We start from the raw sequence: 20,675 nt of genomic DNA on the forward strand, positions 1-20,675 counted from the left end.
ATTCAATTGGCTAAAGCGGGTTTTGGGCGATTATCGAACAGCATTGAAGGTCAAAAGATCGCAGCCTTCGGCAGCTCCTACAGGGGGAACGCTTTTCAAATGCAGGAGCTGCCGAAGGCTGCGATCTTTTGATTCTCAGACAACAAAAAGCCCGCCAGATGGCGGGCTCCTTGTGTTCACCGGATGATCAGAACAGCTTCATCTTCGGTGCTTCTTCTTTCAGCGGTTCGTTCTGCGCGGTTTGCGCATTCCAGCCACCACCCAATGCCTTGTACAGGTTGACCGCACTGGTCAGCTGCGCGAGGCGGTCGGTGATCAGAGCCTGTTGCGCACTGAATAGCTGACGCTGGGCATCGAGGAAGGTCAGGTTGCTGTCGACACCGATGCGGTAACGACGCTCGGCCAGGCGGTAGTAATCCTGGTTGGCCGCGACGAAGTCACGCTGCGCCTGCAACTGCTCGGTGTAGGTCTGGCGGGCCGCCAGGCCGTCGGCGACTTCCTGGAAGGCGGTTTGAATCGACTTCTCGTAGTTCGCCACGCCAATGTCCTTCTGGATCTTGGCGTAGTCGAGGCTGGCGCGCAGGCTGCCGGCGTTGAAGATCGGCAGGTTGATCTGCGGCTGGAACAGCCACGTGCCCGAACCGCCCTTGAACAGACCGGACAGGTCCGGGCTCAGCGAACCGGCGTTGGCCGTCAGGCTGATGCTCGGGAAGAACGCTGCACGGGCGGCGCCGATGTTGGCGTTGGCAGCCTTCAGGTTGTACTCGGCCTGGAGGATATCCGGACGACGCTGCAGCAGGTCCGAAGGCAGACCGGCCGGTACGTCGCTGAGCAGGTCATCCGACAGCGGTTTGGCCGCTTGCAGATTGGCCGGAATACCGGTGCCGAGCAGCAGGGTCAGGCTGTTTTCGTCCTGGGCCACCTGGCGGGTGTACTTGGCCAGTTGTGCACGGGCGTTTTCCACCGAGGTGCGCGACTGCGCCAGGTCCAGCGCCGAGGCCACACCGACTTCGTTGCTGCGGCTGGTCAGCTTGTAGCTTTCTTCGAAGGCACCGAGGGTGTCTTGCGTCAGCTTGAGCAGTTCCTTGTCGGCCTGCCAGGTCAGGTAGGCATTGGCCACACTGGCCACCAGGCTGATCTGGGTGCTGCGCCGCGCTTCTTCGGTGGCGAAGTATTGTTGCAGCGCTTGTTCGCTCAGGCTGCGAACCCGACCGAACAGGTCGAGTTCGTAGGCACTGATGCCGACGGTGGCGGAGTAGGAACTGGTAATGCCCGCTTCACCGGTCTGCGACGCACGCGCCGGAACCCGCTGACGGCTGCCGCTGGCATTGGCCGAAACGGCCGGGAATAGGTCGGCACGCTGGATGCGGTATTGAGCCGCGTAAGCGTCGATGTTCAGCGCCGCGACACGCAGGTCGCGGTTGTTTTCCAGCGACACCTGGATCAGCTGCTGCAGGGCCGGGTCATGGAAAAACTGCTTCCAGCCCTGCTCGGCAGCGGCTTGCGCCGGGGCCTGGGCCGGCGAGTACGCCGGGCCTTGCGGGTATTGGCCCGCGACCGGTGCTTCAGGCTGCTGATAATCGGGTATCAGCGAGCAACCGCTCAGCACGAAGGCGGCGACTGCGATGGAGAGTAGCGACTTGCTCATTGGCCAGCCTCTTTAGGAGTTTCAGTCGTCTCGTCCTGGTCGGCGACTTTACGCTGGCCGAGGGACGAAACCGTGACGAAGAACAGTGGGACCCAGAAGATCGCCAGGATCGTGGCCGTGAGCATACCGCCAATCACGCCGGTACCGATCGCGTGCTGACTGCCTGAACCGGCGCCGGTGGAGATCGCCAACGGTACTACACCGAGGACGAACGCCAGCGAGGTCATGATGATCGGTCGCAGACGCATGCGGCACGCTTCGATCGCCGCGTCACGCAGACTGCGCCCTTGCTCATGCAGCTCCTTGGCGAATTCGACGATCAGAATGGCGTTTTTAGCCGCAAGACCGATGGTCGTCAACAGACCCACCTGGAAGTACACGTCGTTGGACAGGCCGCGCAGGCTGGTGGCCATCAACGCACCGATGATCCCCAGTGGCACCACGAGCATGACCGCGATCGGAATCGACCAGCTTTCATACAGCGCCGCCAGACACAGGAACACCATCAGCAACGACAGGGCATACAACGCTGGCGCTTGCGAGCCGGACAGACGTTCCTCGTAGGACAGACCGGTCCAGGAGATACCGACACCGGCCGGCAGCTTCTTGGCAATCGCTTCGACTTCGGCCATGGCTTCACCGGTGGAGTAACCCGGCGCCGGAGAACCGAGCACCTCCATCGCTTCAACGCCGTTGTAACGGGCCAGTTTCGGCGAACCGTAGATCCACTCGCCCTTGGCGAAGGCAGAGAACGGCACCATGGTCCCGGCGCTGTTGCGCACGTACCACTTCTTCAGGTCTTCAGGGCTCATGCGCGCACCGGCCTGACCTTGCACGTACACCTTCTTCACCCGACCACGGTCGATGAAGTCGTTGACGTAGCTACTACCGAAGGAGATCGACAGGGTGGTGTTGATGTCGGAAATGCTCACGCCCAGGGCGCGGGCTTTCGCATCGTCGATTTCCAGGTGGTATTGCGGCTCGTCGTTCAAACCGTTCGGACGCACCTGGTAGAGCACCTTGCTCTGCGCGGCCATACCGAGGAACTGGTTACGCGCTTGCATCAGTTTTTCGTGACCGATACCGGCACGGTCTTGCAGGAACACGTCGAAACCGGTGGCGTTACCCAACTCCAGTACCGCTGGCGGGGCGAATGCAAACACCATCGCATCACGGAAGCTGAAGAAGTGCTGCTGGGCACGCTGAGCGAGGGCAAACACGCTGTTGCTCGCATCACGCTCGCCCCACGGCTTGAGCATGATGAACGCCAGACCCGAGCTCTGACCACGACCGGCAAAGTTGAAGCCGTTCACGGTGAACACCGAGGACACTGCGCCCGCTTCTTTATCCAGCAGGTAGGTCCGCATCTCGTCGATCACGACTTGAGTACGTTCGGCGCTGGAACCAGCCGGGGTTTGCACCTGGGCGAACAGTACGCCCTGGTCTTCTTCCGGCAGGAACGCAGTTGGAATGCGGGTGAACAGCCAGATCATGCCGACAACGATCAGCAGGTATGCCAGCAGATAAGGCGCTTTGCGCGACAGCATGTTGCCGACACCGCGCTCATAACTTCTGACGCCGCGGTCGAAATTGCGGTTGAACCAGCCGAAGAAACCTTTTTTCGGCGTGCCGTGGTCACCCTTCGCAATGGGCTTGAGCATGGTCGCGCACAGTGCCGGGGTGAAGATCAGTGCAACCATGACCGACAGGGCCATGGCCGAGACGATGGTGATCGAGAACTGCTTGTAGATCACACCGGTGGAACCGCTGAAGAACGCCATCGGCAACAGTACCGCCGACAGTACCAGGGCGATACCGACCAGGGCGCCCTGGATCTGGCCCATGGACTTCTTGGTCGCCTCTTTCGGTGACAAACCTTCCTCGCTCATCACCCGCTCGACGTTTTCCACCACGACGATGGCGTCGTCCACCAGCAAGCCGATGGCCAGCACCATACCGAACATGGTCAGGGTGTTGATGCTGAAACCGGCGGCGGCGAGGATGCCGAACGTACCCAGCAATACCACTGGCACGGTCATCGTGGTGATGACGGTGGCGCGGAAGTTCTGCAGGAACAGGAACATCACCAGGAACACCAGCACGATCGCTTCGACCAGGGTTTCAACCACACCCTTGATCGACTCGGTCACCACTGGCGTGGTGTCGTACGGGAACACCACTTCCATGCCTTGCGGGAAGAACGGCTTGAGGTCGTCAATCGTCTTGCGCAGTGCTTTGGCGGTGTCGAGGGCGTTGGCGCCGTTGGCCAGTTTTACGGCCAGACCGGAAGCCGGGCTACCGTTGAACTGGGCGGAAATACTGGAGTTCTCACCACCCAGACCCACATCCGCGACGTCGCCGACACGGACTTGCGAGCCGTCCTGGTTGACCTTCAGCAGGATTGCCTTGAACTGCTCGGCCGTCTGCAGACGGGTCTTGCCGATGATCGTGGCGTTCAGTTGCTGGCCAGGCAGCGCTGGCAGACCGCCGAGCTGACCGGAGGACACTTGAACGTTCTGCGCCGAGATCGCGGTGCTGACGTCAGCCGGGGTCAGGTTGTACTTGTTCAACTTGGCCGGGTCGAGCCAGATGCGCATCGCGTACTGGGCACCGAAGACCTGGAAGTCACCGACGCCGGCAGTCCGCGAGATCGGGTCCTGCATGTTCGACACGATGTAGTTGGACAGGTCGTCCTTGGTCATGCTGCCGTCACGCGACACCACGCCGATCACCAGCAGGAAGTTCTTCACTGCCTTGGTCACCCGGATACCCTGTTGCTGCACTTCCTGCGGCAGCAGCGGGGTGGCCAGGTTCAGCTTGTTCTGAACCTGAACCTGCGCGGTGTCGGAGTTGGTGCCTTGCTCGAAGGTCGCGGTGATGGTCATGCTGCCGTCGGAGTTACTTTCCGAAGACACATAACGCAGGTTGTCGATACCGTTGAGCTGTTGCTCGATCACCTGGACCACGGTGTCCTGAACCGTTTGTGCTGAAGCACCCGGGTAGGTCACGGAGATCGCGATGGCCGGAGGCGCAATGCTCGGGTACTGATTGATCGGCAACTTCAGGATCGAGAGTGCCCCGACCAACATGATCACCAGGGCAATTACCCAGGCGAAAATCGGACGGTCGATAAAAAATTTCGACATGAGTTACTCCCCTTTGCCGCCAGCGGCTTTGTCAGCTGCCTGAGCGGGGGCCGGGTTCTTGGCTACGTTAGTGGCTTCGGTCGGGTTGACCTGAACACCTGGGCGAACGTACTGCAGGCCTTCGGTGATCAGACGATCGCCGGCTTTCAGGCCATCTTCGATCAGCCATTGACTGCCGACGGTGCGGCTGGCCTTGAGCTGACGCAGTTCGACCTTGTTGTCCGGGCCGACGACCAGTGCGGTCGGGGTGCCCTTGAGGTCACGGGTCACGCCTTGTTGCGGTGCCAGAATGGCCGCGGCGTTAACACCGGCCTGCAACTGGGCGCGCACGAACATGCCCGGCATCAGGGTGTGATCCGGGTTCGGGAACACGGCGCGCAGTGTCACGGAACCGGTAGTCGGATCGACCGATACTTCGGAGAATTCCAGCTTACCGTCGAGCTTGTACTGGCTGCCGTCTTCGAGGGTCAGCTTGACCGCTGCCGAGTTGTCGCCGGCCTTCTGCAGGCGGCCGCTTTCCAGCTCGCGGCGCAGTTCCAGCAGTTCAACCGAGGACTGGGTGACGTCGACATAGATCGGGTCCAGTTGCTGGATCGTCGCCATCGCGTCGGTCTGGCCGTTGCTGACCAGCGCACCTTCAGTCACCGAAGAACGACCGATACGCCCGGAAATCGGCGCATAGACCTTGGTGTAACGCAGGTTGATCTGCGCGCTCTGCAGCGAGGCTTCCGACTCCATGCGGTTGGACACCGCGGTGTCGTATTCCTGGCGGCTGACCGCCTGCTCATCGACCAGTTGCTTGTAGCGGTCGGAGATCGACTTGGTCGAACGCAGGCTGGCTTCGGCGCTTTTCAGGGTGGCTTCGTAGACGGCCGGGTCGATCTGATACAGCTGCTGACCGGCCTTGACGTCACTGCCTTCCTTGAACAGGCGCTTGAGAATGATGCCGTTGACCTGTGGTCGAACTTCAGCGATGCGGTACGCACTGGTGCGCCCCGGCAGTTCGGACGTGAGGGTGAACGCTTGTGGTTGCAGGGTGACGACGCCGACCTGAGGAGGCGGAGCGGCAGGGGCCGCTTCTTCCTTTTTACATCCGCTGAGCAGCGATGCCAGGGCGACGGCAGTGACCAGAGCGGTAACAGCTGGCTTGAATTGCATGAAGATCCTCGGGTCAGGCGCGCACATTGCGCACAAGAAGTGTGAAAGGGTAAAAAAATCGGGTCGAGTGGATAAGTAGCTTGCTAAGGAATATACTTACGTTCATGGTTGTTTGTAAACACCCTGGCGTCGTACCCACCCTGTTACAAAAGTCGTCGCAAGGTTTGAAATTGTAGGCCGGGGAGCCGATTCGTGAGAGATCGGCCCCCTCTTTATTCAGCGGATATTCAGCCATCCCTGAAACATCCTGTTTGAGGTTTTACTGCCATGGTCCGTCGTACCAAAGAGGAAGCTGCAGAAACGCGAAGCCAGATTCTCGAAGCGGCCGAGAAAGCGTTCTATGAAAGAGGTGTGGCGCGTACGACCCTGGCGGATATCGCGGCCCTGGCCGGCGTTACGCGCGGTGCCATTTATTGGCATTTCAGCAACAAGGCCGACCTGGTGCAGGCCATGCTCGACAGCTTGCATGAGCCGCTGGATGAACTGGCCAAGGCCAGCGAAAGCGAGGACGAAGTGGATCCGCTGGGTTGCATGCGCAAGCTGCTGATTCATTTGTTTCATCAAGTTGCGCTGGACCCCAAGACCCGGCGCATCAACGAAATTCTGTTTCATAAGTGCGAGTTCACCGATGAAATGTGCGATTTGCGCCAGCAGCGCCGAGCGGCCAGTCTCGATTGCAATCTGCGTATCGGGCTGACCCTGCGTAATGCGGTGAATCGCGGCCAGTTGCCAGAAGATCTCGACACTGCCCGTGCGGCCATCAGCATTCATGGCTATATCGATGGCCTTCTGTATGGATGGCTATTGGCGCCCGACAGCTTCGAATTGCACGCCGAAGCCGAGCGCTGGGTCGATACCGGGCTGGATATGCTGCGCCTGAGCCCGAGCCTGCGCAAATGAAACAAAATGCGTGATTGGCACAGGTTATAACAATCCGGTTGCTTTCATATAGCAGCGGGACGCGAGTTTAATCGTAGCGAGCTGCGGATTTTGTAGGGATTTTGTGTCGTCCTTGTGAACGAGTGTGAGCTGCCCGGCACCGGGCGCCCAAGAAAAAGCCCCCGACTCTCACAAGTCGGGGGCTTTTGCGTTTCTAGCGTTTCATGCGGTTTGACTTACAGCGTCGGGTAGTCGATGTAGCCGACCGGGCCTTTGCCATAGAACAGCTCAGGACGCGGCTCGTTCAGCGGGGCATCGGCTTTCAGGCGTGCCGGCAGGTCCGGGTTGGCAATGAATGGCACGCCGAACGCTACAGCGTCAGCTTTGCCTTCAGCCAGCCAGGCATTGGCGCTGTCCTTGGTGAAACGCTCGTTGGCGATGTACGCGCCGCCAAAGGCTTCTTTCAGTTGTGGGCCGAGGCCGTCGGCGCCTTCTTTCTCGCGGGAGCAGATGAAGGCGATGCCACGCTTGCCCAGCTCGCGAGCGACATAGGTGAAGGTCTCGGCGAGGTTGTCGTCGCCCATGTCGTGGGAGTCGGCGCGCGGTGCCAGGTGCACACCGACACGGCCGGCGCCCCAGACGTCGATCGCGGCATCAGTCACTTCCAGCAACAGACGCGCACGGTTCTCCAGAGAGCCACCGTAATTGTCGGTGCGCTGGTTGGTGCTGCTTTGCAGGAACTGGTCGAGCAGGTAGCCGTTGGCGCCGTGGATTTCCACGCCGTCGAAACCGGCGGCTTTGGCGTTCTCGGCACCGGTGCGGTAGGCCTCGACGATCTCGGCGATTTCAGCGGTTTCAAGGGCGCGTGGGGTCGGGTAATCGGCCAGTGGACGCACCAGGCTGACGTGGCCTTTAGGCTGGATGGCGCTCGGCGCGACAGGAGCTTCACCGTTCAGGTACGACGGGTGCGAGATGCGGCCGACGTGCCACAGTTGCAGGACGATCTTGCCGCCGGCAGCGTGTACGGCTTTGGTGATGTTGGTCCAGCCGCGTACCTGATCGTTGGACCAGATGCCCGGGGTGTCCGGGTAGCCGACGCCCATCGGCGTCACCGACGTGGCTTCGCTGAGGATCAGGCCGGCGGAGGCACGTTGTACGTAATACTCGGCCATCAGCGCGTTCGGTACGCGGCCTTCGTCGGCGCGGCAGCGAGTCAGCGGAGCCATGATGATGCGGTTGGACAGCTCGAGGTCGCCCAGTTTGATCGGATCGAAAATAGTTGCCATGTGTACAACCCTCGTCAGTGAAGTGGTTAATCAGTGGGTAGCAGGGGCCAGGCCGGCAGTGCCGTTCTGACGGAAAGTGATCAGGGTCACCAGCAGCGCGAGCACGGCCAGCGCGGCGGCGGCCAGGGGCACGCTGGTCAGGCCGAAACCGTGAGCGATGACGCTGCCGCCAACCCAGGCGCCCAAGGCGTTGCCGATGTTGAAAGCGCCGATGTTCAGGGTCGACACCAGGTTCGGTGCAGCCTTGCCGAAGGTCACCACGTTGACTTGCAGCGCCGGTACGGCGGCAAACGATGCGGTGGCCCAGAGGAACAGGGTGATTTCCGTCGGGATCAGCGCAACGCTGGTCCAGCTCAGCACGGTGGAGACCACCGCCATTGCCACGAACACGCCGATCAGGGTGGCGCCGAGGCGCTTGTCCGCCAGCTTGCCGCCGATGATGTTGCCCACCGTCAGCCCCAGGCCGATCAGCAGCAGGGTCCAGGTCACGCCTTTGGGCGAGACGCCGGTGACATCACCGAGCAGCGGCGCGACATAAGTGAAGAGGGTGAACATCGACGCGGCGAACAGCGCGGTCATGCTCAGCGAAAGCCAGATGCCGGCGCCTTTGAGGGCAGCGAGTTCGGCACGCATGTCGAGTTTTTCCTCGTCACGCTTGGCCGGCAGGAAGCGGATCAGTCCGATCAGCGCCACAACACCAATCACGGTCACCGCCCAGAAGGTCGAACGCCAGCCGGCTTCCTGACCCAGCGCCGTACCCAGCGGCACGCCGAGCACGTTGGCCAGGGTCAGGCCGGTGAACATCAGCGCCACGGCCGACGCCCGTTTGTTCGGCGCCACCAGCCCGGCGGCGACCACAGAACCGATACCGAAGAACGCACCGTGGCACAGCGCGGTGACGACACGGGCAAACATCAGCACGTTGTAGTCACTGGCGATGGCGCACAGCAGGTTACCGACGATGAAAATGCCCATCAGCGCGACCAGTGCAGCCTTGCGCGGCAGTCTGGCGGTGGCCAGTGCCATGAACGGTGCGCCGATGGCCACGCCCAGGGCGTAACCGGTCACCAGCCAGCCGGCGCCCGGGATCGACACACCGAGGTCAGCCGCCACATCGGGCAACAGGCCCATGATGACGAACTCGGTGGTGCCGATGGCGAAGGCACTCAAGGCCAGAATGAGTAGCGAGAGGGGCATTTGAATCAATTCCTTGTGGGAGCGCTGAGCTCTTTGACGATGGCGTCGAGGAACGCCTGGATCACGTCCTCGTTGCGTTTGAAGAAGTGCCACTGGCCGGCTTTCTGGCTGCTGATCAGGCCTGCGCGTTGCAGGGTCGCCAGGTGGGCGGAGACGGTCGACTGCGACAGGCCGCAGCGTTGATCGATCTGCCCGGCGCAGATGCCGTACTCGTGGTTGTGAATCTGTTCCGGAAACTGGGCTTTGGGATCTTTCAGCCAGATGAGGATGTCTCGCCGTACTGGGTGCGCCAGGGCTTTTATTATTTCGTCGAGGTCGAGGTTCATGGCTTTATGCTCGTGATGTGTAGCGCTATATCGCGATGAGGCGAACTTTAAATCGGTATTTCGCGATATACCAATATGAATTTGATCTGACGACCGCATAAATCGGTATATCGGGTTATAACGATATGTGTGGTGTAACGATGAAAGCGCGCAGTGCTAAGCTGCGCCCATGAACTATCTCGCACATTTACACCTCGGAGGCCAGCACCCCGAGCAATTACTCGGCAGTCTGTATGGCGATTTCGTCAAAGGACGGCTGCAGGGGCAGTTTGCGCCGCAGATCGAAGCGGCGATTCACTTGCACCGGCGGATCGATGTGTTCACTGATCGCCACCCGTTGGTGGACACCGCGCTTGGACGCTTCACCCAGACCCGCCGGCGTTACGCCGGGATCGTCCTCGATGTGTTTTTCGACCATTGCCTGGCGCGCGATTGGGCGCTGTACGCCGAGCAGCCGCTGGAGCAGTTCACCGCCGACGTGTACCGCGTGCTGTCGAGTGAACGGCAATTGCCCGAGCGCCTGGCGAAGATCGCGCCGCACATGGTCGCCCATGACTGGCTGGGTTCTTATCAGGAGTTCGAAGTGCTGGAGCAGGTGCTGCGCGGGATCTCCCGGCGCCTGACCCGGCCGGAGGAACTGGCGGGGGCGATGCAGGAGTTGCGGCGGTTGTATGAGCCGTTGAGTGAAGACTTCGCGTTGTTCTACCCGCAACTGCAGGATTTTGCACAACATCAGCCATCCCCCTGAAACCTTGTAGGAGTGAGCCTGCTCGCGATAGCGGTGGATCAGTCAAATAAATATCGACCGACCCTCCGCTATCGCGAGCAGGCTCACTCCTACAAAAGGGATCTGTGTTTCAGGCAGCGATCAATTCGCCGGCGCGACGCGGTTCGGCAGGTTTGGCCACCTCACCAAACAACGCCTTCTGCACCGCTTGCTGCGCCTCGAACGCCAATGCCGCACGCTCGCGACCCTGACAGGCGATCGGCTTGAGCAGATGAACCTCGACATCGCCGCAATCGTTGCTGAACAAGCGCATCAGGTGCGATAGCAAGTCATCGTCGCCAATGAACGGTGCCAGCGAGTCGATTTCGTCATCGCGCAGGTAACGGATCGCCACCGGTTGCAGCATCACTTCCGAATCGATGGCCGCCGACAGCAGGCGACCGTGGAAGGTGCGCAGCGAACGGCCGTCGGTGGTGGTGCCTTCCGGGAACATCAGCAGTGGATGCTGTGTTTGCAAATGGCGGGTCATCTGTTTGCGGATCAACTGGCTGTCGCCCGAACCGCGACGGATAAACAGGCTGCCAGCCTTGGCCGCCAGCCAACCGGCCACCGGCCAGGTGCGCACTTCCGCCTTGGACAGAAACGACAGCGGCGTGAGCATGCCCAGCAGCGGAATGTCGGTCCATGACACATGATTGCTGACCCACAGCATCGGCTGTTTCGGCAACTCGCCATGCACGGTCACGCGAAAGGGCAGGGCATTGCTCAAACGGGCCATGAAGAATCGCGACCAGCGCTGTCGACGTTGCATCGAGTGCGCCAGGCCAATGCGTTCGAACACCCCGAAAACGCTGGCCATGGTCAGGCCCAGCGCCACCACCAGCAGCACCCGCGCGATCCGCGCGTACACCCGCAGCCGGCTCATCACACGGCCGCCTTGAAGTGCTTGGCATAGCGCGGGCAGAGTTCGTCGCGCTTGAGCAGGATGAACACGTCGGCGACCTGGAAGTCTTCGTCCCAGCACGGCTCGCCGCAGATCTTCGCGCCCAGGCGCATGTAGGCCTTGAGCAGCGGCGGCATTTCGGCGATCACGTTCGATGGAATATCCAGCGATGGCAGCGGATTCTTCGGTTCGGCGCGCAGGTGTTCGGTGCACAGGTAGCGTTCACGCAGACGCTGCATGATCGCATGGGCCTGCACGCCACCGTCCTGCATCGGGATGCTCGCGCAACCCATCAGGTAGCTGTAGCCGCCCTGGTTGAGGACTTCGGCGAGTTCACCCCAGAGCACGGCGATGGTCCCGCCGTTGCGGTAGGCCGGGTCGACGCAGGTACGGCCGATTTCGAGGATCGGGCCTTGCAGATGCGCCAGGCCATGCAGGCTGAATTCTTCTTCGCTGTAGAACCTGCCCAGGCTGCTGGCGGCGGTGTGGTCGAGCAAACGGGTGGTGGCGACCAGACGCCCGGTGTTCAGGTCACGTACGCCGATGTGGCTGCAGTGAACATCATAGTCATCCATGTCCAGACCCAGTTCCGCGCCTTTCAGCTTGGCGTTGAACTCGCCGCTGAAGACGTTGAAACGCAGGGCCTGGGCTTGCTGCAGGGCCTCGGCGCCGATCAGGCGTTCGGCTTGCAGGCGGCGTTCATTGCCGGTGTCGCTGATGCGGGCGATCTGAGTCATGTGAATCTCCGTACGGGCCTTGAACCCGTCGTGGGTTGCAGCCGATCGACTTTCTTTATGCAGCCATGTTGTGCAAAGTCAGGCTATGTAGCCCCGGTGTCATCGCCATGAACGTTTGGTGATGCTTGTATGACAGCCCACAAGGAGCCTCTTATGCCCTGGCCCAACCTGCTCGAAAACCGTGAACGCCTGCCTGCCGCTGCTGATCTGGCGGAGGGTTTCGCCACGTTGCTGCATCAACTGGGCAACGTCACGCCGTTCGAACTGGCGGTCGCGGGAGGGCGGCGGATGGCGACACCGGGGCTGGCGTTTCTGGTGGGTTACCAGGCGGCATTGCGCATGCTCTGGCCGAGCGCGCCGCCAAGTCTTGGCGCGTTATGCGCGACCGAACAGCGCAGCCTGCGCCCGGCGGACATGCAGACACGCCTGACGGATTTGCGCCTCAGCGGGCAGAAAGACTTCGTCACGGCGGGGGATGCGGCGGACTGGCTGCTCGTCGCCGCGCGCAGTGAAGCGCCCGGCGAGTCACCACGTCTGAATCTGGCGGTGGTGTATCCCGGCGAACCCGGCGTTCGCGTGGAAAAACTCCCGGCGCTGCCGCTGATGCCGGACATCAGCCATGGCCGGCTGCATCTCGACGGGGCGCTGTGCGAGTTGCTCGCGGGGGATGGCTGGGAGGCTTATGTGAAACCGTTCCGCACCCTGGAAGACGTTTATGTGTTGAGCGCGATGACCGCGTGGCTGTATGGCGTCGGCCAGGACAGCGGCTGGCCGCAGACGCTGCTGTTGCGCTTGCTGGCGCTGTTGGCCGGGTGTGCCGAAGTGAGCCGCCAGCCGCCGGACAATCCGGCCGGGCATGTGTTGCTGGGTGGGTTGTTTGCGCAGTTTGATGCGCTGAAGGTTGAGGTGGATCAGGCGTTGCGCGAGGGGAATCCGCAGTGGGCGCAGATGTGGCAGCGGGATCAGTCGGTGATGCAGTTGGCGGCGGCCGCGCGGGCCAAGCGCTTGGCCAAAGCCCTGCACATTCCCCTGTAGGAGCTGCCGCAGGCTGCGATCTTTGATCTTTAAAAGCACAATCAAAAGATCGCAGCCTGCGGCAGCTCCTACAGTGATCGGGAGATTGTCATTTTTCTGGGCGATGATCTTCGCACCCGTCGGTTGAGACTTTTCCATGTTCAAAGGCCTGTCCCTGTTTCTGCTGCTGATCAGCTTCACGGTCCAGGCCGAGCAATGGCCCGGCGAACAATGGCCGAGCGGCGCGAAGCTCGGCGGCCCTGCTGTCGAGGCACTGGAAACCTACGCCTTCCCGGCCCGCGACGACACCACCCGCCAAGGCATCCGCACCGACGCCTTGCTGATCATTCGCGACGGCCAAATCATCTACGAACGCTACGCCGGCCCGACCCGTGCCGAGACCCCGCACCTGACCTGGTCGATCAGCAAAAGCCTGATGGCGACGGTACTCGGCGTGGCGTATGGCGAGGGCCTGTTCAAACAGGATGACCCGGTTTCGAAGTTTTATCCGGCGCTGGAAAAACACCCGGCAATCAAAGTGGCTGATCTGTTGCACTGGGCCTCGGGGCTGGACTGGCAGGAAGACTACGAATACGCCCCGCTGAAATCCTCGGTGGTGGCGATGCTCTACACCCGAGGGCATCGCGACATGCCCGCGTTCACCGCCAATCACGACGCCTACGCCGCACCGGGTCAGACGTTCCGTTATTCCAGTGGCGACAGCAATCTGCTGGCGGCGGCGCTGAAGAACATGGTCGGGCCGCAGCGTTATCCGGATTATCCGTGGACGGCGTTGTTCGAGCCGTTGGGCATTCGTCACGCCGTGTGGGAAACCGATGCCGGCGGCACCTTTGTCGCCTCGTCGTATGCCTACCTCACCGCGCGGGATCTGGCCCGGGTCGGCCTGTTGATGGCCCGCGACGGGCGCTGGCATGATCGGCAGTTATTGCCCAAGGATTGGGTGGCGTTCAACCGCACTCCCTTCGCCGGTTACACAGCCCATCAGGACGAAGCCGTGCCCGGGGGCCACTGGTGGCTCAATCGTCCGGCCGATGGCGCCGCCGCGCCGTGGCCCGACGCACCGCCCGACAGCTTCGCCGCGCTCGGCCACTGGGGCCAGGCGCTTTATGTGATCCCCAGCGAGAAACTGGTGATCGTGCGTTACGCCGATGATCGCGACGGCAGCTACCGCCATGACGAACTGCTCAAGCGCGTACTGAAGGCGGTGCAGCCATGAAGCGCTTCTTGTTGCTACTGCTTGTCCTGCTGCTCGGCTGGGTCGGCTACGAGCGCGAAAATCTGTGGGCCTTCCCCGACATCATCAGTGCCTACACCGCCAAGGAATATTGTTCCTGCCGTTACGTGATGAACAACGACGCCGAGTATTGCCGTGGCTATGTAAAACAATGGCTGCCGACCAGCGCATTCACCGATGACAGCGCCAGCAAAACCATCACCGTCAGCGGCATGGGTCGCAGCAACCGCGCCCAGTGGCAAAACGAACGCCAGGGCTGCCGCCTCAATCCCTGATCCAAGAGACACCACCATCCCTCTGTGGCGAGGGAGCTTGCTCCCGCTGGAGTGCGAAGCGCTCCCAAAACCCGGCGCCGCGATGCTTCAGTCAGAACGTGTGTTCAGGTTTACGTCTGCTGCGCAGCCGAGCGGGAGCAAGCTCCCTCGCCACAAGAAATCACCAGAATCCGGGGAGGTGATCTCTGAAAGTTTGCAATAACGCCCCAGCCAGTTAAGGTTCGTGCAGGTTTATCGCCCCCACGAGTATGCAATGTTCAACCGCCCCCTCTATAAAGCCTTCGCCAGTCTGCTGCTGGCCGCTGCCGCGTTGCCGGCGCAGGCCAATTGGTATCTGGACGGCGAGTCGTCGCGGCTGTCGTTTGTCAGCACGAAGAATGCCCACATTTCCGAAGTGCAGCGCTTTCTGGTGCTGCACGGCAAGGTCGACCCCAGCGGTCGGGCCGAGGTCGAAGTCGAACTGGATTCGATCAACAGCGGCATCCCGCTGCGCGACGAGCGCATGCGCAAGGAACTGTTCCAGATCGAGCAGTTCCCGGAAGCGACCATCAGCACCCAGATCGACCTGCGCCCGATCAACGACCTGGCCCCCGGCGCGCAGCTGGAATTACGTCTGCCGCTGACCGTCAACCTGCATGGCAAGCAACACGAATACCCCGCCGAATTGCTCGCCACCCGTCTCGATGACCGGCGTTTTCAAGTCGTGACGCTGGAACCGCTGGTGATCAACGCCGAGGATTTCGATCTCGTCCCGGGCCTGGAAAGCCTGCGCAAACTGGCCGATCTGTCGGCCATCAGTCTGTCGGTGCCGGTGGGTGCGGTGCTGATCTTCACGGCGCGCTGACATGCGCGGCGCGGTGTTCCCGTGGCGTGACGGCAACCGGTTCGAGCTGTTGATCGACGGCCCGCAATTCTTCCCGCGCATGCTGGTGGAAATTGCCCGCGCCGAAGAGCAGGTCGAGCTGGAGTTGTATCTGGTGGAGGCGGGCGCCTGTGCCGAAGCCGTGGTGCAAGCGTTGGTGCAAGCCGCCGAACGCGGTGTACGGGTGCGCTGCCTGTTCGATGATTACGGCAGTCTCGCGTTTACCCTGCACCTGCGTCAGCGCCTGATTCAGGCCGGGGTCGAGCTGCGCTTCTACAATCGCCTGAACTGGCGGCGCTGGGTCGGCAATTTCTATCGTGATCACCGCAAATTGCTGCTGGTCGATCAGCGTCTGGCGGTGGTCGGCGGCACCGGGGTGACGGATGAGTTCTGGACGCCGGGGCAGGACACCAGCGAGTGGCACGAGGTGATGGTGGAAATCAGCGGCCCGCTGGTGCTCGACTGGCAAGTGCTGTTCGACCGCCAATGGATCGCCAATCGCCATCGCCGGGCGTGGAAACCGTCCGCGCATGTCGGTCTGCCACGCTTGCCCAAGGTCCCGGAAATGGGCGAGGGCATGGGCCGCGTGGCCTACGCCGATGCACGCCAGCATCGCGACATTCTGCAATCACTGTTCCGCGCCTTGAACAGCGGGCAGAAACGCATCTGGATGGCCACCCCGTATTTCCTGCCGACCTGGAACATCCGCCGCTCGCTGCGCAAGGCTGCCGCCCGCGGGGTTGACGTGCGGCTGCTGCTGACCGGGCCGCGTACCGATCACCCGTCGGTGCGCTACGCCGGGCATCGCTACTACCCGCGCCTGCTCAAGGCCGGGGTGCAGATTTTCGAATACCAGCCGTGCTTCCTGCACCTGAAAATGGTGCTGGTGGACGAATGGGTGAGTATCGGTTCGTGCAACTTCGATCACTGGAACCTGCGCTTCAATCTGGAGGCGAACCTGGAGGCGCTGGACCCGTCGTTGACGGCAGCGGTGGTGCAGAGTTTCGAGAAGGACTTCGGCCTGAGTCAGCAGGTCAGTCTGGAAGAGTGGCAGCGCCGGCCGTTGTGGCGGCGGGTGAAGCAGCGGATTTGGGGCTGGGTGGATCGGGTGGTAGTCAACATTCTCGACAGACGCGGCTAGCAGCCACACCCCAAAACCACATGTAGGAGTGAGCCTGCTCGCGATGGCGTCGTGTCATTCAGCATTGAACTGGCTGATAGACCGCTATCGCGAGCAGGCTCACTCCTACAGGGTTTATGTGTTGCCTGAAAAACTACAGCAACTCAAAGCTCTGCTGCGTCACGTCCTGCGAATCCAGGCCGATCTGCACGTTGAACTTGCCAGGCTCTGCGGCGTACTTGAGCTGGGCGTTGTAGAACTTCAGGTCATCCTCGGTGATGGTGAAGTGCACGACTTTCTGTTCGCCGGCCTTGAGCATGATTTTCTGGAAGTTCTTCAGTTCTTTCACCGGGCGGATCATCGAGCCGGTGACGTCCTGAATGTACAACTGCACCACGGTTTCGCCGTCGCGTTTGCCGGTGTTTTTCAGCGTGACACTGGCGTCGAGCTTGCCGGTGGCATTCAGCGTGGTCGACGACAGCGCCATGTCGCTCAGCGTGAACCGGGTGTAGCTCAGGCCATAACCGAACGGGAACAGGGGACCTGTGGTGTCATCGAAATACTGCGAGGTGTAGTTGCCCGGTTTGCCCGGTGTGAACGGCCGGCCAATGCTCAGGTGGTTGTAGTAGGTCGGGATCTGGCCCACGGAACGCGGGAAGGTCACCGGCAGTTTGCCCGACGGGTTGTAGTCGCCGAACAGCACGTCAGCGATGGCGTTGCCGCCCTCGGTGCCGCTGAACCAGGTTTCCAGGATCGCGTCAGCCGACTGGTTCTCTTCGAGGATGGTCAGTGGGCGGCCGTTCATCAAAACCAGCACCAGCGGCTTGCCGGTGGCTTTCAGGGCACGGATCAGCTCGCGCTGGTTTTCCGGGATGTTCAGGTCGGTACGGCTGGAAGATTCGTGCGACATGCCACGGGATTCGCCCACCGCTGCGACGATCACGTCGGCGTCCTTGGCTGCTTTCACTGCTTCGTCGATCAGGACGTTGGCCGGGCGCGGGTCATCGACCACTTCCGGTGCGTCGAAATTGAGGAAGTTCAGGTAATCCAGGACCTTCTTGTCGCTGGTGATGTTCGCGCCACGGGCGTAGATCAGGTTGGCTTTGTCGCCGATCAGCGAACTCATGCCGTCAAAGAGGGTGACCGACTGCGCCGGCTTACCGGCGGCCGCCCAGCTGCCCATCATGTCGATCGGTGCCTTGGCCAGCGGACCGACCAGCGCGACTTTCGCGTCTTTCTTCAGTGGCAGGGTGTCGTTCTGGTTCTTCAGCAGCACCAGGCTGCGACGTGCCACTTCACGGGCCTCGGCGCGGTGCAGACGGCTGTCGGCATACGTGTCGGCCGGATCGTCTTCGGCCTTGCCGATGCGCAGGTACGGGTCCTTGAACAGGCCCATGTCGTACTTGGCGGCGAGCACTTCGCGCACCGCGTTGTCGATGTCTTTCTGTTCAATCTCACCGGACTTGAGCAGCCCAGGCAGCTCTTTGCCGTACAGGGTGTCGTTCATGCTCATGTCGATGCCGGCCTTGATCGCCAGCTTCGCTGCTTCGCGACCGTCGCGGGCGACACCGTGCTTGATCAGCTCGAAGATCGCCCCGTGGTCGCTGACCGCCAGGCCCTTGAAGCCCCAGTCCTTGCGCAGCAGATCGTTCATCAGCCAGGTGTTGGCGGTGGCCGGAATCCCGTTGATCGAGTTCAACGCCACCATCACTCCGCCAGCGCCGGCATCAATCGCGGCGCGGTATGGCGGCAGGTAATCCTGGTACATCTTCACCGGGCTCATGTCGACGGTGTTGTAGTCGCGACCGCCCTCGACCGCGCCATACAGGGCGAAGTGCTTGACGCTGGCCATGATGCTGTCAGCGGCGCTCGGCGTGTCGCCCTGATAGGCCTTGACCATCACTTTGGCGATGCGCGAAGTCAGGTAGGTGTCTTCACCGAACCCTTCGGAGCTGCGGCCCCAGCGCGGGTCGCGGGAGATGTCGACCATCGGTGCGAAGGTGATGTCGAGGCTGTCGGCGGCGGCCTCTTTGGCGGCAATGCGCCCGGACTGGCCGATGGCGTCCATGTCCCAGCTCGATGCCAGGGCCAGCGGAATCGGGAAAATCGTACGGTGACCGTGGATGACGTCGTACGCAAAAAACATCGGAATCTTCAGGCGACTGCGCATCGCCGCGTCCTGCATCGGACGGTTTTCCGGGCGGGTGATCGAGTTGAACGTACCGCCGATGTTGCCGGCGGCGATCTCTTTGCGGATCAGTTCGCGGGGCATTTCCGGGCCGATGCTGATCAGGCGCAACTGGCCGATCTTCTCGTCGAGGGTCATCTGGTTCATCAGATTGCTGATGAACGCGTCCTTGTTTTCCAGGGGTACCGGGGTCGTGGCGGCCAATACTTGATGACTGGCCAGGCTGACGAACAGGCCCAGCAAACACAGCTTCTTCATGAATATTTTTCTCAAGGGCCCAAGCGGCAATGCAATGCCGGCCAGCCAAAAGTTAGGGAGCGACTATTGTTGTTCGGGTGCAGGCTCAAAATGACCGAGCCAAAAACGCACGCCGACGGTCGGCAGCGTTTGCGCAGGGCCTCTTTTTAGCCCATCGGCCCGTTGCAATCCAGTGGCGCGGCCGATTATGCCCCAACAGCCGATGCAGAAGGTTTTACGGTCGGCTTTTTATGAAACACGCCAGGGAGCATCACTTTGATGAATGTCAGTCCAACTTACCGCTCGCGTTTGCAGGTCGCCACGTTGCTGGTGCTCGCCACGTTGTTGACCGCGTGCGGCATCAACAATATTCCGACCCTCGACGAACAGGCCAAGGCGGCCTGGGGCCAGGTCCAGAACCAGTATCAGCGCCGTGCCGACCTGATCCCCAATCTGGTGGAAACCGTCCGCGGCTACGCCAAACATGAAGAGGCGACCCTGACCGCAGTGGTCGAGGCCCGGGCCAAGGCGACATCGATCCAGGTTGATGCCAGCACCCTCGACAACCCGGAAAAACTCAAGCAGTTCCAGCAGGCCCAGGATCAGCTGAGCGGAGCCCTGAGCCGTCTGATGGTGGTGTCCGAGCGGTATCCGGACCTCAAGGCCAACCAGAACTTCCTGGCCCTGCAATCGCAGCTCGAAGGCACGGAAAACCGGATTGCCGTGGCGCGGCGTGATTTCATTCTGGCGGTGCAGAAGTACAACACCGAGATTCGCACCTTTCCCGGTCGCCTCTGGCACAGCGTGATGTACAGCGACCTGCCAATTCGCGAAACCTTCGAAGCCACCACCCCCGGTGCGGAAAAGGCCCCGGAAGTGAAGTTCTGACAATCCCCTGCAGGAACTGCCGCAGGCTGCGATCTTTTGCTTTTAAAGATCAACAGATCGCAGCCTGCGGCAGCGCCTACACAGGGAACGGTGGAGGGTATTCATGCGTGTGTTGAAAACAGGCCTGCTGCTGATGCTGTGGCTGTTCGCCCTCAGCGCCCGGGCCGAGTTGACGTTCCCGGCGCTGAGCGGGCGGGTGGTGGACGAGGCGCAGATGCTCGAGCCCTCGGTGCGCGCCCAGTTGAGCCAGCAGTTGCAGGCGCATGAGCAGGCGACCGGCGAGCAACTGGTGGTGGTGACGGTGCCCGATCTGCAAGGCACCACCATCGAGGATTACGGCGTGCAACTGGGCCGGCACTGGGGCATCGGCCAGAAGGACAAGAACAACGGCGCGCTGCTGATCGTCGCCCGGGATGAGCGCAAGCTGCGTATCGAAGTCGGTTACGGGCTGGAGGATCGGCTGACGGATGCGCAGAGTTCGGTGATCATCCATCAAGTGATCACGCCCGCGTTCAAGGCCGGCAATTTCAGCAAGGGCATCAGCGACGGCGTGGCGGCGATGCTGGTGGTGCTCGGCGGCAATCCGCTGGACGAGCCTTCGACGGTGTATGAATCGAACGGCGACCCGCAAAACGATTTTGTCTCGCGCCATCCGCTGTTGTTCGTTTTTCTGGTGATGTTGTTCATCCTGACGGTGTTTGTCTGCCAGATGCTCGGTATCCTGCCCGCCGGCCGTGGCGGCTCCGGTGGCGGGGGTGGCTTCGGTGGTGGTGGATTTGGCGGCGGCGG

The 20,675-nt window shown here is 61.6% G+C and carries 18 protein-coding genes; 9 read left to right on the forward strand and 9 right to left on the reverse strand.

What is annotated here, in order from left to right; all coding sequences use genetic code 11:
* Positions 1–187: 187 nt before the first annotated feature.
* From emhC to J5M57_RS27430, 3 genes are read right to left on the reverse strand one after another with little or no spacing between them, the layout of a single operon-like run.
* Entirely contained in the window at positions 188–1,648 is a 1,461-nt protein-coding gene (gene emhC, locus J5M57_RS27420) for an efflux RND transporter outer membrane subunit EmhC (RefSeq protein ID WP_064586368.1), read from the reverse strand.
* Positions 1,645–4,794: an efflux RND transporter permease subunit gene (gene emhB / locus J5M57_RS27425; protein ID WP_207847036.1), complete on the reverse strand. Its 3,150-nt coding sequence runs from the start codon at positions 4,792–4,794 to the stop codon at positions 1,645–1,647. The genes emhC and emhB overlap by 4 nt, the downstream gene beginning before the upstream one ends.
* Positions 4,795–4,797: 3 nt before the next feature.
* Entirely contained in the window at positions 4,798–5,952 is a 1,155-nt protein-coding gene (locus J5M57_RS27430) for an efflux RND transporter periplasmic adaptor subunit (RefSeq protein WP_169841112.1), read from the reverse strand.
* A 267-nt stretch (positions 5,953–6,219) separates the two neighbouring features.
* On the opposite strand from J5M57_RS27430, the gene emhR reads away from it, so the two are divergent.
* Positions 6,220–6,852, forward strand: coding sequence for an efflux system transcriptional repressor EmhR (gene emhR, locus J5M57_RS27435; RefSeq protein ID WP_064586371.1), 633 nt, complete (start codon positions 6,220–6,222; stop codon positions 6,850–6,852).
* A 215-nt stretch (positions 6,853–7,067) separates the two neighbouring features.
* Here the strand turns inward: emhR and J5M57_RS27440 are convergent, their stop codons facing one another.
* Genes J5M57_RS27440 through J5M57_RS27450 form a run of 3 tightly spaced genes read right to left on the reverse strand, consistent with a single transcriptional unit; the run spans position 7,068 to position 9,640 of the window.
* The gene (locus J5M57_RS27440) at positions 7,068–8,117 is read right to left on the reverse strand and encodes an alkene reductase (protein ID WP_207847030.1); all 1,050 of its coding nucleotides are present in this window, start codon (positions 8,115–8,117) and stop codon (positions 7,068–7,070) included.
* Positions 8,118–8,147: 30 nt separating this feature from the next.
* Positions 8,148–9,314 (reverse strand): MFS transporter, encoded by a 1,167-nt coding sequence (locus tag J5M57_RS27445; RefSeq protein WP_207847028.1) that lies wholly within the window; start codon positions 9,312–9,314, stop codon positions 8,148–8,150.
* Between the two features lie 5 nt (positions 9,315–9,319).
* Entirely contained in the window at positions 9,320–9,640 is a 321-nt protein-coding gene (locus J5M57_RS27450; RefSeq protein WP_003222436.1) for a helix-turn-helix transcriptional regulator, read from the reverse strand.
* 169 nt (positions 9,641–9,809) lie between these two features.
* On the opposite strand from J5M57_RS27450, the gene J5M57_RS27455 reads away from it, so the two are divergent.
* A complete protein-coding gene (locus J5M57_RS27455) occupies positions 9,810–10,388 on the forward strand; it encodes an ACP phosphodiesterase (RefSeq protein WP_207847026.1) in 579 nt (192 codons plus the stop codon).
* 109 nt (positions 10,389–10,497) lie between these two features.
* On the opposite strand, the gene J5M57_RS27460 is transcribed toward J5M57_RS27455, so the two are convergent.
* On the reverse strand, positions 10,498–11,292 hold the full coding sequence (locus tag J5M57_RS27460; RefSeq protein WP_207847023.1) for a lysophospholipid acyltransferase family protein: 795 nt from the start codon (positions 11,290–11,292) through the stop codon (positions 10,498–10,500).
* The gene (olsB, locus tag J5M57_RS27465) at positions 11,292–12,047 is read right to left on the reverse strand and encodes an L-ornithine N(alpha)-acyltransferase (RefSeq protein ID WP_003222441.1); all 756 of its coding nucleotides are present in this window, start codon (positions 12,045–12,047) and stop codon (positions 11,292–11,294) included. Before olsB ends, J5M57_RS27460 begins: the two co-directional genes overlap by 1 nt.
* Before the next feature lie 153 nt (positions 12,048–12,200).
* On the opposite strand from olsB, the gene J5M57_RS27470 reads away from it, so the two are divergent.
* The 5 genes from J5M57_RS27470 (at position 12,201) to J5M57_RS27490 (ending at position 16,594) form a co-directional block, all read left to right on the forward strand.
* Entirely contained in the window at positions 12,201–13,082 is an 882-nt protein-coding gene (locus tag J5M57_RS27470; RefSeq protein WP_207847021.1) for an acyl-CoA dehydrogenase family protein, read from the forward strand.
* A gap of 136 nt (positions 13,083–13,218) precedes the next feature.
* Complete coding sequence (locus tag J5M57_RS27475; protein WP_207847019.1) at positions 13,219–14,298, forward strand: serine hydrolase; 1,080 nt, start codon at positions 13,219–13,221, stop codon at positions 14,296–14,298.
* Complete coding sequence (locus tag J5M57_RS27480; RefSeq protein WP_207847017.1) at positions 14,295–14,591, forward strand: amidase; 297 nt, start codon at positions 14,295–14,297, stop codon at positions 14,589–14,591. Before J5M57_RS27475 ends, J5M57_RS27480 begins: the two co-directional genes overlap by 4 nt.
* Before the next feature lie 253 nt (positions 14,592–14,844).
* Positions 14,845–15,435: a YceI family protein gene (locus tag J5M57_RS27485; RefSeq protein ID WP_064586379.1), complete on the forward strand. Its 591-nt coding sequence runs from the start codon at positions 14,845–14,847 to the stop codon at positions 15,433–15,435.
* A 1-nt stretch (position 15,436) separates the two neighbouring features.
* Positions 15,437–16,594 carry a phosphatidylserine/phosphatidylglycerophosphate/cardiolipin synthase family protein gene (locus J5M57_RS27490; protein WP_064586380.1) on the forward strand — a complete coding sequence of 386 codons (1,158 nt, stop codon included), beginning with the start codon at positions 15,437–15,439 and terminating at the stop codon, positions 16,592–16,594.
* 133 nt (positions 16,595–16,727) lie between these two features.
* Here the strand turns inward: J5M57_RS27490 and bglX are convergent, their stop codons facing one another.
* Positions 16,728–19,019, reverse strand: coding sequence for a beta-glucosidase BglX (gene bglX / locus J5M57_RS27495; RefSeq protein ID WP_169841106.1), 2,292 nt, complete (start codon positions 19,017–19,019; stop codon positions 16,728–16,730).
* Between the two features lie 258 nt (positions 19,020–19,277).
* Between bglX and J5M57_RS27500 the strand changes: the two genes are divergently transcribed.
* Both J5M57_RS27500 and J5M57_RS27505 read left to right on the forward strand, forming a co-directional pair.
* Positions 19,278–19,886, forward strand: a complete 609-nt coding sequence (locus J5M57_RS27500) for a LemA family protein (RefSeq protein ID WP_007963199.1) — start codon at positions 19,278–19,280, stop codon at positions 19,884–19,886.
* A 103-nt stretch (positions 19,887–19,989) separates the two neighbouring features.
* On the forward strand, positions 19,990–20,675 hold a 686-nt coding region (locus tag J5M57_RS27505; RefSeq protein WP_207872038.1), incomplete at its 3' end, for a TPM domain-containing protein.

This window comes from Pseudomonas sp. 86_A (genome assembly GCF_017491705.1).
GTDB lineage: Bacteria > Pseudomonadota > Gammaproteobacteria > Pseudomonadales > Pseudomonadaceae > Aquipseudomonas > Aquipseudomonas koreensis.

Coding starts and splice junctions, on each gene's coding strand:
- emhC (WP_064586368.1), bottom strand. CDS start 1,648: ATGAGCAAGTCGCTACTCTCCATCGCAGTCGCCGCCTTCGTGCTGAGC.
- J5M57_RS27490 (WP_064586380.1), top strand. CDS start 15,437: ATGCGCGGCGCGGTGTTCCCGTGGCGTGACGGCAACCGGTTCGAGCTG.
- J5M57_RS27455 (WP_207847026.1), top strand. CDS start 9,810: ATGAACTATCTCGCACATTTACACCTCGGAGGCCAGCACCCCGAGCAA.
- J5M57_RS27470 (WP_207847021.1), top strand. CDS start 12,201: ATGCCCTGGCCCAACCTGCTCGAAAACCGTGAACGCCTGCCTGCCGCT.
- J5M57_RS27460 (WP_207847023.1), bottom strand. CDS start 11,292: ATGAGCCGGCTGCGGGTGTACGCGCGGATCGCGCGGGTGCTGCTGGTG.
- J5M57_RS27445 (WP_207847028.1), bottom strand. CDS start 9,314: ATGCCCCTCTCGCTACTCATTCTGGCCTTGAGTGCCTTCGCCATCGGC.
- J5M57_RS27440 (WP_207847030.1), bottom strand. CDS start 8,117: ATGGCAACTATTTTCGATCCGATCAAACTGGGCGACCTCGAGCTGTCC.
- emhR (WP_064586371.1), top strand. CDS start 6,220: ATGGTCCGTCGTACCAAAGAGGAAGCTGCAGAAACGCGAAGCCAGATT.
- J5M57_RS27450 (WP_003222436.1), bottom strand. CDS start 9,640: ATGAACCTCGACCTCGACGAAATAATAAAAGCCCTGGCGCACCCAGTA.
- J5M57_RS27485 (WP_064586379.1), top strand. CDS start 14,845: ATGTTCAACCGCCCCCTCTATAAAGCCTTCGCCAGTCTGCTGCTGGCC.
- emhB (WP_207847036.1), bottom strand. CDS start 4,794: ATGTCGAAATTTTTTATCGACCGTCCGATTTTCGCCTGGGTAATTGCC.
- J5M57_RS27430 (WP_169841112.1), bottom strand. CDS start 5,952: ATGCAATTCAAGCCAGCTGTTACCGCTCTGGTCACTGCCGTCGCCCTG.
- bglX (WP_169841106.1), bottom strand. CDS start 19,019: ATGAAGAAGCTGTGTTTGCTGGGCCTGTTCGTCAGCCTGGCCAGTCAT.
- olsB (WP_003222441.1), bottom strand. CDS start 12,047: ATGACTCAGATCGCCCGCATCAGCGACACCGGCAATGAACGCCGCCTG.
- J5M57_RS27480 (WP_207847017.1), top strand. CDS start 14,295: ATGAAGCGCTTCTTGTTGCTACTGCTTGTCCTGCTGCTCGGCTGGGTC.
- J5M57_RS27475 (WP_207847019.1), top strand. CDS start 13,219: ATGTTCAAAGGCCTGTCCCTGTTTCTGCTGCTGATCAGCTTCACGGTC.
- J5M57_RS27500 (WP_007963199.1), top strand. CDS start 19,278: ATGAATGTCAGTCCAACTTACCGCTCGCGTTTGCAGGTCGCCACGTTG.